Annotated in this window: 12 protein-coding genes; 6 read left to right on the forward strand and 6 right to left on the reverse strand. The window is 71.1% G+C overall.

The window, feature by feature from the left end; all coding sequences use genetic code 11:
* The first annotated feature begins 66 nt into the window (after window positions 1-66).
* Window positions 67-1,746, forward strand: coding sequence for a class I adenylate-forming enzyme family protein (locus IE198_RS13755; protein ID WP_229833909.1), 1,680 nt, complete (start codon window positions 67-69; stop codon window positions 1,744-1,746).
* 58 nt (window positions 1,747-1,804) lie between these two features.
* Here the strand turns inward: IE198_RS13755 and IE198_RS13760 are convergent, their stop codons facing one another.
* Window positions 1,805-3,082 (reverse strand): M6 family metalloprotease domain-containing protein, encoded by a 1,278-nt coding sequence (locus IE198_RS13760; protein WP_189886241.1) that lies wholly within the window; start codon window positions 3,080-3,082, stop codon window positions 1,805-1,807.
* Window positions 3,083-3,346: 264 nt separating this feature from the next.
* On the opposite strand from IE198_RS13760, the gene IE198_RS13765 reads away from it, so the two are divergent.
* Both IE198_RS13765 and IE198_RS13770 read left to right on the forward strand, forming a co-directional pair.
* Window positions 3,347-3,991 carry a TetR/AcrR family transcriptional regulator gene (locus tag IE198_RS13765; protein WP_189886243.1) on the forward strand — a complete coding sequence of 215 codons (645 nt, stop codon included), beginning with the start codon at window positions 3,347-3,349 and terminating at the stop codon, window positions 3,989-3,991.
* Window positions 3,992-4,086: 95 nt separating this feature from the next.
* A complete protein-coding gene (locus tag IE198_RS13770; RefSeq protein WP_189886245.1) occupies window positions 4,087-5,610 on the forward strand; it encodes an MFS transporter in 1,524 nt (507 codons plus the stop codon).
* 105 nt (window positions 5,611-5,715) lie between these two features.
* On the opposite strand, the gene IE198_RS13775 is transcribed toward IE198_RS13770, so the two are convergent.
* Window positions 5,716-6,231: a MarR family winged helix-turn-helix transcriptional regulator gene (locus IE198_RS13775; protein ID WP_189886247.1), complete on the reverse strand. Its 516-nt coding sequence runs from the start codon at window positions 6,229-6,231 to the stop codon at window positions 5,716-5,718.
* 133 nt (window positions 6,232-6,364) lie between these two features.
* Here IE198_RS13775 and IE198_RS13780 point away from each other — a divergent pair, with 133 nt between their 5' ends.
* Window positions 6,365-7,147: a dioxygenase family protein gene (locus tag IE198_RS13780; RefSeq protein WP_189886249.1), complete on the forward strand. Its 783-nt coding sequence runs from the start codon at window positions 6,365-6,367 to the stop codon at window positions 7,145-7,147.
* An 85-nt stretch (window positions 7,148-7,232) separates the two neighbouring features.
* Here the strand turns inward: IE198_RS13780 and IE198_RS13785 are convergent, their stop codons facing one another.
* Window positions 7,233-7,772 (reverse strand): GNAT family N-acetyltransferase, encoded by a 540-nt coding sequence (locus tag IE198_RS13785; RefSeq protein ID WP_189886251.1) that lies wholly within the window; start codon window positions 7,770-7,772, stop codon window positions 7,233-7,235.
* A 148-nt stretch (window positions 7,773-7,920) separates the two neighbouring features.
* Between IE198_RS13785 and IE198_RS13790 the strand changes: the two genes are divergently transcribed.
* On the forward strand, window positions 7,921-8,922 hold the full coding sequence (locus tag IE198_RS13790; protein ID WP_189886253.1) for a sigma-70 family RNA polymerase sigma factor: 1,002 nt from the start codon (window positions 7,921-7,923) through the stop codon (window positions 8,920-8,922).
* 106 nt (window positions 8,923-9,028) lie between these two features.
* Here the strand turns inward: IE198_RS13790 and IE198_RS13795 are convergent, their stop codons facing one another.
* On the reverse strand, window positions 9,029-9,988 hold the full coding sequence (locus IE198_RS13795) for a helix-turn-helix transcriptional regulator (protein ID WP_189886254.1): 960 nt from the start codon (window positions 9,986-9,988) through the stop codon (window positions 9,029-9,031).
* 62 nt (window positions 9,989-10,050) lie between these two features.
* Between IE198_RS13795 and IE198_RS13800 the strand changes: the two genes are divergently transcribed.
* Window positions 10,051-11,634 carry an MFS transporter gene (locus IE198_RS13800; protein WP_189886256.1) on the forward strand — a complete coding sequence of 528 codons (1,584 nt, stop codon included), beginning with the start codon at window positions 10,051-10,053 and terminating at the stop codon, window positions 11,632-11,634.
* Window positions 11,635-11,754: 120 nt separating this feature from the next.
* Here IE198_RS13800 and IE198_RS13805 read toward each other — a convergent pair whose 3' ends face one another.
* Complete coding sequence (locus IE198_RS13805; protein WP_189886258.1) at window positions 11,755-12,576, reverse strand: DUF6227 family protein; 822 nt, start codon at window positions 12,574-12,576, stop codon at window positions 11,755-11,757.
* A 144-nt stretch (window positions 12,577-12,720) separates the two neighbouring features.
* Entirely contained in the window at window positions 12,721-13,773 is a 1,053-nt protein-coding gene (locus IE198_RS13810; RefSeq protein ID WP_189886531.1) for a P1 family peptidase, read from the reverse strand.
* Window positions 13,774-13,954: the final 181 nt, after the last annotated feature.

The following is a 13,954-nucleotide window of genomic DNA, read 5'->3' on the forward strand; positions in this document are numbered from 1 at the left end:
CGAGGTGGGGCGACCTTGACGGGGTCCGGGGTGCGGCATAGCGTCGCGGGCGTACTGAGCAAGCGCTTGGAAGGGCAGACCGTGCCGCACCCGCACCCGTACTCCGCCGCCGCCCTCACCGCCCCCGGTGCTCCCTTCGCGGTCGTCCGCGGCGAGGACGGCGGGCTGCTGTACGAGAACGGGCCGCGCACTCTGCGGGAGTTCGTCGAGACGACCTGGGCGTACGGGGAGCGGCTGTTCCTCGTGGCGGAGAGCCGGACGTACACGTACGGCGAGTTCTTCGCCGCCGCCTCCGCCCTCGCGCGGCGGTTCGTCGACGCGTACGGGCTGCGGCCGGGGGACCGGGCTGCCGTCGCGATGCGCAACCACCCCGAGTGGCAGATCGCCTTCTGGGCGGCGCAGTTGGCCGGGCTCGTGGCTGTGCCGCTCAACGCATGGTGGACCGAGGAGGAGTTGTCGTACGCGCTGGACGACTGCGCCCCGCGCGTACTGCTGGTCGACGGTGAGCGGCTGCCGCGGGTGGCGCGATGGGCGGCGGCGCACGATGCCCGTACCGTCGTCTTCCACCACCACGGTGACGTGGCCGAGGGCGTCGAGCGGTACGAGGACTTCGACGCCCCCGACCCGCTCGCCGCGCCGCCCGCCGTCGAGGTCACGGCGGAGGCGGACGCCACGATCATCTACACGTCGGGCACCACGGGCCGGCCGAAGGGCGCTGTCGCCACGCAGCTGGCGCAGGCCGGTGCGGCACAGCACCCGCGCTACCACGCCGCCGCGGCGGCGCTGGCGCGTGGCGTGCTGCCGGGACAGGGACCCGCGCCGGTCGCGCTGATGACGTTCCCGTTCTTCCACGTGGCCGCCTTCACCACGCTGTACTCGATGATGGGCGTCGGCGGCACGCTCGTGCTGATGCGCAAGTGGGACGCCGAGAAGGCGCTCGCGCTGATCGACCGGCACAAGGTCACGCACTACTCGGGTGTGCCGACGACCGCGCTCCAACTCGTCGACGCAGCACAGCGCGCTGGGGCGCGCCTGGAGACGCTGACCAACCTGAGCACCGGCGGCGCCGCCGCGCCGCCGGACCTCGTCACACGGCTCACGGCGGCCTACGGGCACCGGATCGAGCCGCGCAGCGGATACGGGCTGACCGAGACCAGCGGCGGTGTGCTGGCGAACTTCGGCGACGACTACCGCGAGCACCCGCGCAGTGTGGGCCGGCCCGCGCCGGCCGTCGAGGTGCGGATCGCCGGACCGGGCGGCGAGGCGCTGCCCGAGGGCGCGGTCGGTGAGCTGTGGCTGCGGGGTCAGGGCCTGGTGCGCGGCTATTGGCGTGACGAGCAGGCCACCGCCGCGGCCTTCGCCGACGGCTGGCTGCGGACCGGGGACCTCGCGACCGTGTGCGAGGGCCGGGTGAGCATCGTCGACCGGATCAAGGACATGGTGATCCGGGGCGGGGAGAACGTGTACTGCGTCGAGGTCGAGGCGGTGCTGCACGACCACCCGGACGTCGCGGACGCCGCCGTGCTGGGCGTGCCGCACCCGGTGCTCGGCGAGGAGGTCGCGGCCGTCGTGCGGCTGCGGCCCGGTGCCACGGTCACGGCCGAGGGGCTCCGGGAGCACGTCGGCGGGAGCCTGGCCGCGTTCAAGGTGCCCGCCCATGTGCTGGTGCGGGACGAGCCGATGCCGCGCAACCCGACGGGCAAGATCCTCAAGCGGGTCCTGCGGGAGACACTCACGGTCCGGTGATCGGTCGCCTCGCCCGATCGGTCGCCTCGTCCGCTCGGTCGTCCCGTCGCCTCCGTGATCATTCGCGGGTGATCCGCACCCGGTAGCGGCCGTTCCTGTCCTCGTCGAGCACCGAGATGCGCACGCCGTTCTCGCGGTCGGTGAACGACTGGCCCGGCCGGTAGGGGGCGTCGGACAGTTCCGCGTGGACGTTGGGCCGGCGGGTGCAGCCGCCGCTGTCGTCGTCGCTGTCGGAGACGGTGACCGGGCCCTGTCCGGTGTCGATGTGGGACTTCACCCGGTAGATGAGCACCCCGGGCTCGCAGACGTGGGCGTCGTTGCCGGCCCTGGTGCGTACCTCCGCCGCGTAGCCGGTGTTCTCGCTCAGCGGCACGATCGCCATCTTGGAGCCGCCCCGGGTGGAGAGCGGGGTGAGGGCGTACTCCGCGGTGCCGGGCGCGGCGGCGCAGTTGACCTGACTGTTGTCGAGCCAGCCGAGCTTCCACTTGTGCCAGGCGAGCAGGTCGTTGTTGGCCCCCCAGTCCTCGGACATGATGTCCCAGTGGCCGACCGCGCTGCCGCCGCTGGCGGTGTAGAGGTCGGGCAGGCCGAAGACATGGCCGTTCTCGTGCGGCAGGACGCGGTAGCCGGTCTCCGCGTACGTCCCTGAGCCGTCGTCCTGGCGGCTGTAGACGAAGGACGTGTTGGCGAGCGGCATGCCGTCGGCGATCGGCGCCTGCTCGTTGCCGGAGAACGTCACCGACAGCACGGTGTCCAGCGCGGACGGCCCCGCGTTGGGGGTCACCAGGACGTTGACGAGGTCGTACGCGTCGAAGTCCACCTTCGGGTCGGCTACGGCGACCAGGTCCTCGACCAGCCGCCGGTAACCCGGTTCGTACGGAGAACCGCGCTCTATCCCGTAGGCGGCGAACGGCTTCGGCATCCGCAGCCAGTCGCTCACCGGGGCGTGCGGCCGGTAGCTGAGGCGCCCGTACGAGCTGGTGGCGAACCACTGCGAGGTCTGCGGGAAGAACTCCGCGAGCCGGTCGAGGGCGGAGCCGCTGCCTTCCGCGTCAGGGAAGTCGATCATCAGGTTGAGGGCGTGGACCACGCCGGTGGAGCGGACGTAGCCGGACGGGGTGGGCAGGCCCTCGGACATCTGGACGCCGACGGCCGTCGGGATGCGGCAGGGCCCGAGGCCCAAGGCGTCCGGCGCGGCGCTGGGTCCGGCCGGGACCCGGCCCGGGGCGGGGATCGTAGAGCTGGATGTGGTCAGGGCGGCGAGTGCGAGGGCCGCGAAGGCGGCGAGTCCGCCGACCCTGGCCCGTCCGCGTATCCGGTGACGGGTCTGCTCCATGCCGATCGCCTCCCGGTCCGCGGCAGCAGGCCCGGCCCTGGCTGCGCTCTGTCCGACAGCCTGTGTCGGGTGGTGGCAGGGCGCGCGCCGGGATGGTCCGATCGTGGGATTTTCCCGGCGGGACGCATATGTGGCTCAGGTCACAGCAGGGCCGGGAAATAACCGGGGATCGTTTCCCCGTTTGAACCGGTGTCCCGCGAAACGGGGAAACTATCCCCGGTTGGGAAACCGCTGAGGACACAAGGACAGGAAGGAAGTGGAGACGTGAGCACCGCCGCCGCGACGCGCCGCCCGCCGCGCCCCCGTGCGGACGCCCTGCGCAACCGTGAGCGGATCGTGTCGGCCGGGCGCGAGATGTTCGTCGAGTTCGGGCCGGACGTCCCGCTCGACGAGATCGCCCGCCGCGCGGGCGTCGGCAACGCCACGCTCTACCGGCACTTCCCCGACCGCGCGGCCCTCATTCGCGAGGTCGTCCTGTCCGTCGTCTCCCGCACCACCGAGCAGGCGGACGCGGCGGCTGCCGAGGAGCCCGACGCCTTCGCCGCACTGCGCCGCTTCGTCCACGCGGCGGCCGACGAGCGGATCGGCGCCCTGTGCCCGATGCTCTCCGGTGCCTTCGACATCGACCACCCCGACCTGCACGCCGGACGTGAGCGCCTCGAGGAGGCCGTGCTCGGTCTCGTCGAGGCGGCGCAGTCGGCGGGCAGGATGCGCACCGACGTCGCCGTGGGCGACCTGATGGTGGCGCTCTCCCAGCTCACCCGGCCGCTGCCGGGCACGGCGTGCCCGAACATGGACCGGTTCGTCCATCGCCATCTGCAACTGTTCCTGGACGGACTCGAGGCGCCCGCGCGCTCCGAACTGCCGGGTACGGCCGCGACCCTGGAGGACCTCCGGATCACCTCGTGACGCCGTAACTCCCTCGACCTCCTCGCATTTCTCTCCTTACATTCCCTTGCTCGCGTACCGCGTGACCTTCCGTTACCCGATGAGGTGGCCAACCCATGCCCAAAACAGCCGACATCCCACTCCCTGACCCGAGCCGCTGGAAAGCACTCGTCTTCATAGCCCTCGCCCAGTTGATGGTGGTGCTCGACGCGACGATCGTGAACATCGCGCTCCCCACCGCCCAGCAGGACCTCCACATCTCCGACGCCAACCGGCAATGGGTCATCACCGCCTACGCCCTCGCCTTCGGCGGACTGCTGCTCTTCGGCGGCCGCATCGCCGACCTGTGGGGCCGTAAGCGCACCTTCGTCGTCGGCCTGCTCGGCTTCGCCGCGGCCTCCGCGCTCGGCGGTGCGGCCACCGGTGAGGCGATGATGCTCGGCGCCCGCGCCCTGCAGGGCGTCTTCGGCGCGCTGCTCGCGCCGGCCGCGCTCTCGCTGCTCGCCGTGATGTTCACCGACGCCAAGGAGCGCGCCAAGGCCTTCGGTATCTACGGTGCGATCGCCGGTGGCGGTGGCGCCGTCGGTCTCATCCTCGGCGGGTTCCTCACCGAGTACCTGAACTGGCGCTGGACCTTCTACGTCAACATCCCGTTCGCGATCATCGCCGCCGTCGGTGCCTACCTGGTGATCCGTGAGCCGGAGGACGCACGCAACCGCTCCTCCCTGGACATCCCCGGTGTCGTGCTCTCCACGCTGGGTCTGGTGGCCCTCGTCTACGGCTTCACCCGCGCCGAGTCCGCCGGCTGGTCCGACGACCTGACCGTGGGCATGTTCATCGCCTCCGCGGTGCTGCTCGCCGCGTTCGTCGCCACCGAGGCGAAGGTGAAGTCGCCGCTGCTGCCGCTGCGCGTGCTGACCGAGCGCAACCGCGGCGGTGTCTATCTCTCGCTGGGTCTCGCCATCATCGCGATGTTCGGGCTCTTCCTCTTCCTGACGTTCTATCTGCAGGTCGTGAAGGGGTACTCGCCGGTGACGACGGGCTTCGCCTTCCTGCCGATGATCGTGGGCATGATCACGGGCTCGACCCAGATCGGCGCCCGGCTGATGACCCGTGTGGCGCCCCGGCTGCTGATGGGTCCCGGCTTCGTCCTCGCGGCGATCGGCATGCTGCTGCTGACCCAGCTGGAGGTCGACAGCTCGTACGCGGGCCTGATCCTGCCGGCGCAGCTGCTGCTGGGACTCGGCATGGGTACGGCGTTCATGCCGGCGATGTCGCTGTCCACGCACGGCGTGAACCCGGCGGACGCCGGTGTCGCCTCCGCGATGGTCAACACCTCGCAGCAGGTGGGCGGCGCGATCGGTACGGCGCTGCTGAACACGATCGCGGCCTCCGCCACGACCTCGTACATCACCTCGCACGCCGCCGGTGCGACGGACCCGAAGCTGCTGGAGCTCCAGGGCATGGTGCACGGTTTCTCGTCGGCCATCTGGTGGGCGGTCGGCATCCTGGCCGCCGCCGCGGCGATCGCGTTCACGCTGATCAACACCGGGCGCCCGCAGTCCGGTCAGGTCGCGGCCGGTTCGGACGAAGGCGCCGGTACGGAGGACGAGGTCAAGATCCCCGTCATCGCGCACTGAGCGGTCCATCTGCGGCGAGCGCGCCGCGGGAGCGGAAGTCGTACGCGCGTGAGGAAGGGCCCCGCCCGGGTGCAGCACATCCGGGCGGGGCCCTTCACGCTGTGGTCATCTGAGCCAGGGCAGGTCCGCGCCGGTGTCCTGCGGCTGCAGCCCCTCCGCCATGAGCTGCATGATCTCGCCGAGCTGCATGACCTGCTCGGGGGTGAGGCGGTCGAACATCACCTGTCGTACGGCCTCGACATGGCCGGGCGCGGTGCGTTCCAGGACGCCGAAGCCCTCGTCCGTCAGTACCGCGTTCTGGCCGCGTTTGTCGGAGGGGCAGTCCTCGCGTCGCACCCAGCCGTTCTTCTCCAGCCGGGCGATTGCGTGCGAGAGGCGGGAGCGGGTGATCTTGGCGTCGATGGCCAGTTCGGTCATCCGCTTGCGGCGGCGGGGAGCCTGCGCGAGCTGGACGAGCAGGCCGTAGTAGATGTGCGGCATTCCGGCGTCGCGCTGGAGCTGGCGGTCGAGGTGGTCCTCGAGGAGGGTGGTTGCATGGAGGTACGCGCGCCAGACGCGCTGTTCCTCGTCGCTCAGCCAGCGTGGTCCGGGACCGCCCTCGCCATTGAGTGCCCTGTTCATGTATCCCACTCTACGACCCCATCCTTGAAAGTTGAACTAAATGGGGCTAGGGTCGCTGGTGCGCTTGAAAGTTCAAGCAAGTCGCACTTCAGCGCACCGCACACCAGGTTCAGCAGACCGGGAGCCGACCGCCATGAACCACACCTCCGCCGCACAGCGCATGCCCGCCCTCTACCTCTCCCACGGCGCCCCGCCCCTGGCCGACGACCCGGTCTGGCCGGGAGAGCTCGCCGCGTGGTCGCAGTCACTGCCCCGGCCCGCGGCGATCCTGATGGTCTCCGCCCACTGGGAGGAGGCGCCCCTCGCGCTCGGCGCGACCCGGACCCTGCCGCTGGTGTACGACTTCTGGGGCTTCCCCGAGCACTACTACCGCGTCCGCTACGACGCCCCGGGCGCACCCCGACTGGCCGACTCGGTGCGCAAACTGCTGCGCCGCGCCGGGACACCGGTGCAGGACATCCCCGACCGGGGCCTCGACCACGGCGCTTACGTGCCGCTGGTGGAGATGTATCCGGGCGCCGACGTCCCCGTACTGCAGATCTCCATGCCCACGCTCGACCCGCAGAAGCTGCTCGAGATCGGGCGCAGGCTCGCGCCGCTCAGGGACGAGGGCGTACTGATCGTCGGCAGCGGCTTCTTCACGCACAATCTGGCGGCGCTGCGGCACGTCGGCACGCCCGGCTGGTCGACCGAGTTCGACGACTGGGGGCGGCGCGCGCTGGCGGCCGCCGATGTGGACGCGCTCCTCGACTTCGAGAACAAGGCCCCGGCGGGCAAACTCGCCCACCCGCGGACCGAGCACTTCGCGCCGCTGTTCGTCACCCTCGGGGCGTCGGAGGGGGAGACAGGGAGCGGCCGCAGTGTCATCGACGGCTTCTGGATGGGACTGGCGAAACGATCGGTTCAGTTCGGCTGAGACCCGAGCGCTGTCCCGAGCGCTGAGTCCTGGGCGCTGCGTCCTGGGTGTTGGGCCCTGGGCCCAGTCCGGGGAGCGCCCGTGCTCACTCCAGGCGCTTCTCGAACCAGGCCACGTCCCAGTACCGCCCGAACTTGCGGCCCACCTCTTCGTAGGTGCCGACGTGCCGGAAGCCGAAGCGGGTGTGCAGACGGATCGAGGCCTCGTTGGGCAGGGCGACGCCCGCATAGGCCCGGTGCACGTCCTCGGCCCCAAGTGCCTTGAAGAGCGCCTCGTACAGCAGCGTGCCGATGCCGCGTCCGGCGGCCTCGGGCGCGCAGTAGACGCTGACCTCGACGGAGGTCGAGTACGCCGGCTTGGGGCGGAAGGGGCTGCTGGTGGCGTATCCGAGGATGCCGGCCGGTGGATTCGTATCGACAAAACGGACATCCTGAGCAACCAGAAGCCGGTGGGGGCCGTCTTCAGGGTGGGAGTGCAGCCATGAGCGGCGCTGCTCGGGGGCGAAAACCGTGGTGTCGAACGTGATGGCGGTCTCACTGACGTAATGGTTGTAGATGTCCGTGAGAGCTTCGAGGTCGGCCTCGGCGCCTGTCCTGACCTGCACTTCCGCGTGTTCCGGCAGCATCCGTCCTCCTTCGGTGGCGCGACAGGGTACTGCATGATCGCGTAAATCGATGCACCCGATGGGAATTCTGTCCGGATTCCAGTCGTTGTTTCCTTCGGATGCAGGGCACCCGGGAGGGTGTCGCGACCTACTCAGCAAGGGAGCTCGCATGGCAACCCGTGCCGTCGCCCGTCGTCAGTCCGACTCCGGGGGGACGACCGACAGGGCAAGCAGCGTTCGCGCCGTGGGCGGGGAGATCGCCGACCGCGACCTGGTCGGCATGTACCTCGACGAGATTGCGCGTACGCCGCTGCTCGACGCCGCCAAGGAGGTCGAACTGTCCCAGACCATCGAGGCAGGTGTCTACGCCCGCCAGATCCTCGACAAAGAGGTGGAGAGCGAGGCGGGCGGTGCCACGCGGGAGGAGCTGGAAGCGCTGGCCGACGCCGGCGAGCGCGCCAAGGACATCTTCATCCGCTCGAATCTGCGGCTCGTCGTGGCCGTCGCCCGGCGCTATCCGCGCAGCGGACTGCCGCTGCTCGACCTGATCCAGGAAGGGAACGCAGGCCTGGTCCGTGCGGTCGAGAAGTTCGACTACGCCAAGGGGTTCAAGTTCTCCACGTATGCGACGTGGTGGATCCGCCAGGCGATCACCCGCTCCATAGCCGACCAGTCCCGCACCATCCGGCTCCCCGTCCACCTGGTGGAGGAACTCGGCCGCATCCGCCGTGTCCAGCGCGAGTTCAACCGGGAGAACGGCCGGGACCCGGAGCCCTCGGAGATCGCCGAGGAGCTGGGCTCGACGGCCGAGCGGATCACGGACGTCCTCGACTGGGCCCGTGACCCGGTCAGCCTGAACATGTCGGTGGACGACGCGGGCGAGACCCAGTTCGGCGACCTGCTGGAGGACACCTCGGCGGTGTCCCCGGAGCAGTCCGTGCTCACCCTGCTGCGCAGCGAGGAGCTCGGCGACCTGATCGGCAAGCTCGACCACCGGACGGCGTCGATCATCCGTATGCGCTACGGGATCGAGGACGGCCGGGAGCGGACCTTGACCGAGGTCGGCAAGGAGCACGGCCTGACGCGCGAACGGATCCGCCAGATCGAGAAGCACGCGCTGCTCGAGCTCAAGCGGATGGCCCGCGACACGGGCTTCGAGCCGGCGGCGTAGCCCGCGGGGCTACGCGGCCGGGGCCCGCCCCCCGGCCTGAGCGCGGTGCGGGCCGCCCCGAGCCCGCGCCCCGGGCGGCGCCGGGCCTGCTTCGTTCGACGGCCGGTCAGGCCGTTGCCCGCGTGAGCCGTGCCGCCAGGTCCGTCATGTACTCGCGCAGCGGCTGCGGCCCATGGACGGTGAACTCGCAGTCCACCAGAGCCAGTCGGAGCGCCAGCCACTCGACCGAGTCGGCCGACCGTGTCCGCAGGCGGCAGCTGCCTTCTCCCGTCGGGACCGGTGCGCCCAGATGCTCCGGCAGCCGTCCCGTCACGAAGGACGCAGGCGCCCCGAAACTCACATCGACGTCGTGCTCCTGCTGCTGGCGCGACATCGAGTGGCTCAGCAGTTCCGCCGCGTCCCCGACCGGCGCATCGCGCGGCGTGAAGCGGGCGCCCGTCGCGAGCGGCTCCGTCACCCGGTCCACGCGGAACGTGCGCCAGTCCTCGCGCCCGATGTCGTACGCGACGAGATACCACCGCCGCCCCGTCGACACCAGACGGTACGGCTCCACCTGGCGCCGGGTCTCGGCGCCGTCGCCGGCCCGGTAGGCGAACCGCAGCCGTTCGCGCGCCGTCACCGTGCCCGCGATGACCGTCAGCGTGTGCGGGTCGATCGTCGCGCCGTCGCCCCTGGTGAGGGGAAGCGTTGCCGCCTGGAGCGTGGTGACCCGGTGGCGGAGACGGGACGGCAGCACCTGTTCCAGCTTGGCCAGCGCCCGCACCGACGCCTCCTCGATGCCCTCGATGGCATGCCCCGCCCCCGCCCGCAGGCCCACCGCGATCGCCACGGCCTCCTCGTCGTCCAGCAGCAACGGCGGCATGGCCGTGCCTGCGACCAGCCGGTAGCCGCCGACGGCGCCTCTGGTCGCCTCGACCGGATAGCCGAGGTCGCGCAGCCGGTCGATGTCCCGCCGGATCGTGCGCGGGGTGACGTCGAGGCGCTCGGCGAGCTCGCTGCCGGGCCATTCCCGAGGAGTCTGGAGGAGGGACAGCAGATTCAGGAGTCGTGCCGGGGTGTCCGTCATGTTCTTCAGGATGCCCGCCATCTAGGACTTGTTCTGACCTATACGGGGCCTAGTTTCCCCGTATGAGTTCACAGCAGCCCGCCGTGGCAGAAACGGCAGCCGTACCGCAGGCGGAATCCGACCGCCGGCGCTGGATCGCCCTGGCGATCGTCATGACGGCGGCGTTCATGGACCTGGTCGACGTCACCATCGTCAACATCGCGATCCCCAGCATCCAGCGGGACCTCGGCGCGTCGTTCGGCGCGATCCAGTGGATCACCGCCGGATACGCGCTGGCCTTTGCCGCGGGCCTGATCACGGGCGGCAGGCTCGGCGACATCTACGGCCGCAAGCGGCTGTTCCTCATCGGCATCACCGGCTTCACGCTCGCCTCCGCGCTGTGCGGGTTCGCCGCGGGCGACGAGATGCTCGTCGCCTCTCGGCTGCTGCAGGGCGCGGCCGCCGCGATGATGGTGCCTCAGGTGCTGGCGATCGTCCACGTCACCTTCCCGGCGCACGAACGCGGCAAGGTCTTCGGCCTGTTCGGTGCCGTCGTCGGTCTCGGCGCGGTCTCCGGCCCGCTGCTCGGCGCGCTGCTGACCCAGTGGAACCTCTTCGGCCTCGAGTGGCGCCCGATCTTCCTGATCAATCTGCCGGTCGGCATCGCCGGGCTGGTCCTGGGGCGGAAGTTCATCATCGAGTCCCGTGCACCCAAGGCGCTCAGGCTCGACCTCGTCGGCGTCGCGATGGTCACGGTCGCCCTGCTGATGCTGGTCTACCCGCTCACCCGTGGCCGAGAGCTGGACTGGCCGCTCTGGGGCCACGTTTGCATGGCCGGCAGCCTGTTCGTCTTCGCCGCCTTCGTGGCGTACGAGAAGTACAAGACGCGCAAGGACGGTTCGCCGCTGGTGGAACTCTCGCTGTTCAAGGTGAAGAGCTTCGCCGCCGGTATCGCCGTGCAGCTCACCTTCGGCGTCGTGATGGGCATCTTCTTCCTCGTCTGGACGCTCTACATGCAGGCCGGGCTCGGCTGGAGTCCGCTCAAGGCCGGCCTGACCGGGGTGCCGTTCTCCATCGCCGTCTCGGCGGCGGCCGGGATGTCCGTGCAACTGCTGGTGCCGCGATTCGGCCGCAAGGTGCTGCAGGCCGGCGCGGCCACCATGGCCGCCGGGCTGATCGTCTACATCTGGGAGGCCGACCGCTACGGCACGGCCATCCACTCGTGGCAGATGATCCTGCCTCTGGTCGTGATGGGCGTGGGCATGGGGCTGATCGTGGCGCCGCTCACCGATGCCGTGCTCTCCGAAGTGCCGCGTGAGCACGCGGGCTCCGCGTCCGGCCTGATCAACACCACCGGGCAGATGGGCATGGCGCTCGGCCTCGGTCTGGTGTCGCTCGTCTTCTTCGGCTCGATCGACGATTCGGCCGCCGGGCTCGGGTCGCCGGACGCCATGGGCGCGGCCTTCGTCGAGGCCTTCGAGGACTCGCTGTGGTGGGTGGCCGGGGTGCTGGTCGCGATCTTCGCGGTGATGTTCGCTCTGCCGGCGCGGCCGAAGCAGCATGTGGAGGCCGGGGTCGCGGACGACGACGCCGGCGCCCCCGGGCAGCTCGAGGCGTTGCCGCCGGTGAAGCAGGACGCCGAGCCGGAGCCGGTGCTCTCGCGCTGAGCGACCGAAGGCCCTCGGTGCCCGCGCCACTTGCCCTGGCGCGGGCACCGACGTGCACGTGCTGCGGTCACCGTCGTGCGCGTGGCGGTGGCGGGTCGGGCCAGGGCTGCCGGGCGCGAGTCACCGGACCCGTGCGCGGAGCTCCATCGCCTCGCGGGCGTCGTGCTCCGCCTCGTACACCTCGCACATGTGGCGGCCGTCCGGCGTCGCCGTGTGCTCGACCTCCCAGAGGCTTCGCTCCGTCCCGTCGAGCAGCAGGAACGCGTGCTCGTAGAGCGTGAAGCCCGCGTTCTTGCCGGCTACGCGGAACTGGCGCCCGAAGACCTGGGTGATGTGGTGGGCGAAGGCAGCGCGCAGCAGACGCGCCGTCTCCTCGCCCGGCCGGTCGTCGTTCTCCGCGCGGCGCAGCAGCCGGCGCGCGTGGTCGGCGGAGTCGTCGGGGACGTACGTCGGCGGCATCGGGGCCGGGGGCGGTGCCATCAGGGCGGCCAGCAGTTCCAGGCCGGCGTCCAGCTCGGCGTCCAGGTCGATGCCGAGCTCCTGCTCGAGCGCGCTGGCCGGCCCGCTCCCCGGCCCTGCGAACCCGGGGAAACCGGCGGGCAGCCGGGACGCCGCCAGTCGTGCCTCGGACTCCTCCGAGTAGAGCTCGTGCTGCTCGGTGCCGCCACGACCGGTGTTGTGCACCAGCTCCCACAGGACGAGCGAGCTGCCGTCACGGAGCAGATAGGCATGGCGGTACGTGGAGCGGTGCAGCGGCGCGCTGTGGTGCGACGAGTGCAGCGAACTGGCGTGCGCCAGCGCGGAACCGAGCCGCTCGACCGTCGCGTCAGGCAGGTCGAAGGAGTTGAGCGCCCGACCCAGGAGTCGCTCGAGGTGCGTCTCTGTCGTCTCTGTCGTCTCGTACGGCTCGTACGGACCGTACGGCTCGTTCGGATCGTTCAAGAGGGGTCTCCAGGCCGTCGCCACAAGTCACTTGGTGATTGCTAAAAGTAGCGCTTCCGCCCGGCAGTGTGCTTCAGGGTTGGGTAAAAGGAAGGGGCGCACGGCAGAAGTTCCCGCGCGCCCCCAACTTGGCTGCCGGACACGTCAGTCGACGTCGTACAGCTCTGCGTAGGAAGGAAAGGTGCCGCCCGGTCCTTCGACGCTCGCGGCGGACTTCACGGCGCGCACGATCGCCCGGGTCACCATGTCGGCGCCTGCGGCGAGCACATCGTTGAGCGCCAGCGGGCTGTCGGCGTCCAGCGCGACCGAGCCCGTGGCCAGCGCGAACACCGTGTCGCCGTCGTTGAGGAGGTGTACGGGCCGTACGGCGCGCGCGATGCCGTCGTGTGCCGTTCCCGCGAGCTTGTGCGCCTGCGCGCGGGTGAGGTCGGCGTCGGTGGCGACGACGGCGAGCGTGGTGTTCAGCGGCGGCGGTCCGTTCGTCTCGCCCGCCTCGGCGAGCCGCAGCTGCGCCGCGGCGTGGACCGCGGCGGAGGGGAGCGCTGAACGGTGGACGCCTTCGGTGACCAACTCGCCGTACAGCACGCCGGTCCGGGGATCGACGGCCGAGCCCACGGCGTTCGCCACGACCAGCGCCGCCACGGTGACGCCCGAGTCGAGGACGGTGCTCGCCGTGCCGACCCCGCCCTTGAGCCGGCCGATCACCGCGCCCGTCCCGGCGCCGACGGAGCCCTCCTCCACCCGCGTGCCCTCGGCGGTGGCGGCCGCGGCCTCCACGGCCGCGCGCCCCGTCGACGCGTCCGGCCGCGCGCGCCAGTTCCCGCCGCGTCCCAGGTCGAAGACGCAAGCGGCGGGCACGACCGGTACGACTTGTGACGGGTCGGGACCCACCCGGACGCCCCGGCCCTGCTCCTCCAGCCAGGCCATCACGCCGGCGGCCGAGTCGAGACCGAACGCACTGCCACCGGTCAGCACGACCGCCTCGATGCGCTGGACGACATTGCGCGGATCCAGGGCGTCCGTCTCCCGGGTGCCGGGGCCTCCGCCCCTGACGTCCACGGCGGCGACGGCTCCGCCCTCGGGTGCGAGGACAACCGTGGTACCGCTGAGCGCGCCGGGCCCGGCGACCTGCGCATGACCGACCCGCAGGCCCGCCACATCCGTGAGCCCGCCGGCCGGTCCGTCGGCCTTCTCCATAACGACCATGTCCGTCAGGTTAGTTGGATCTGTGCCGTCCTGCGGCGGCCCGGTCTTCCCGGCGGCCCGGCGGCCGGTCTTCCCCGCAGCCCGGCGGCTCGGCGGCTGCCGGTACGGGTCGCGCCGCGCCGCCGGGACGAGCTCAACGGGGCCGGGCGCCCCACCGCCGTGCCACCGGGCC

It is taken from the genome of Streptomyces xantholiticus (genome assembly GCF_014651015.1).
GTDB classification, from domain to species: Bacteria; Actinomycetota; Actinomycetes; order Streptomycetales; family Streptomycetaceae; genus Streptomyces; species Streptomyces xantholiticus.

What these genes read in the sequence shown, in the direction of transcription:
- IE198_RS13785 (WP_189886251.1), bottom strand. Translation starts at nt 7,772, where the DNA reads ATGCTGCCGGAACACGCGGAAGTGCAGGTCAGGACAGGCGCCGAGGCC.
- IE198_RS13810 (WP_189886531.1), bottom strand. Translation starts at nt 13,773, where the DNA reads ATGGAGAAGGCCGACGGACCGGCCGGCGGGCTCACGGATGTGGCGGGC.
- IE198_RS13775 (WP_189886247.1), bottom strand. Translation starts at nt 6,231, where the DNA reads ATGAACAGGGCACTCAATGGCGAGGGCGGTCCCGGACCACGCTGGCTG.
- IE198_RS13770 (WP_189886245.1), top strand. Translation starts at nt 4,087, where the DNA reads ATGCCCAAAACAGCCGACATCCCACTCCCTGACCCGAGCCGCTGGAAA.
- IE198_RS13760 (WP_189886241.1), bottom strand. Translation starts at nt 3,082, where the DNA reads ATGGAGCAGACCCGTCACCGGATACGCGGACGGGCCAGGGTCGGCGGA.
- IE198_RS13790 (WP_189886253.1), top strand. Translation starts at nt 7,921, where the DNA reads ATGGCAACCCGTGCCGTCGCCCGTCGTCAGTCCGACTCCGGGGGGACG.
- IE198_RS13780 (WP_189886249.1), top strand. Translation starts at nt 6,365, where the DNA reads ATGAACCACACCTCCGCCGCACAGCGCATGCCCGCCCTCTACCTCTCC.
- IE198_RS13795 (WP_189886254.1), bottom strand. Translation starts at nt 9,988, where the DNA reads ATGACGGACACCCCGGCACGACTCCTGAATCTGCTGTCCCTCCTCCAG.
- IE198_RS13800 (WP_189886256.1), top strand. Translation starts at nt 10,051, where the DNA reads ATGAGTTCACAGCAGCCCGCCGTGGCAGAAACGGCAGCCGTACCGCAG.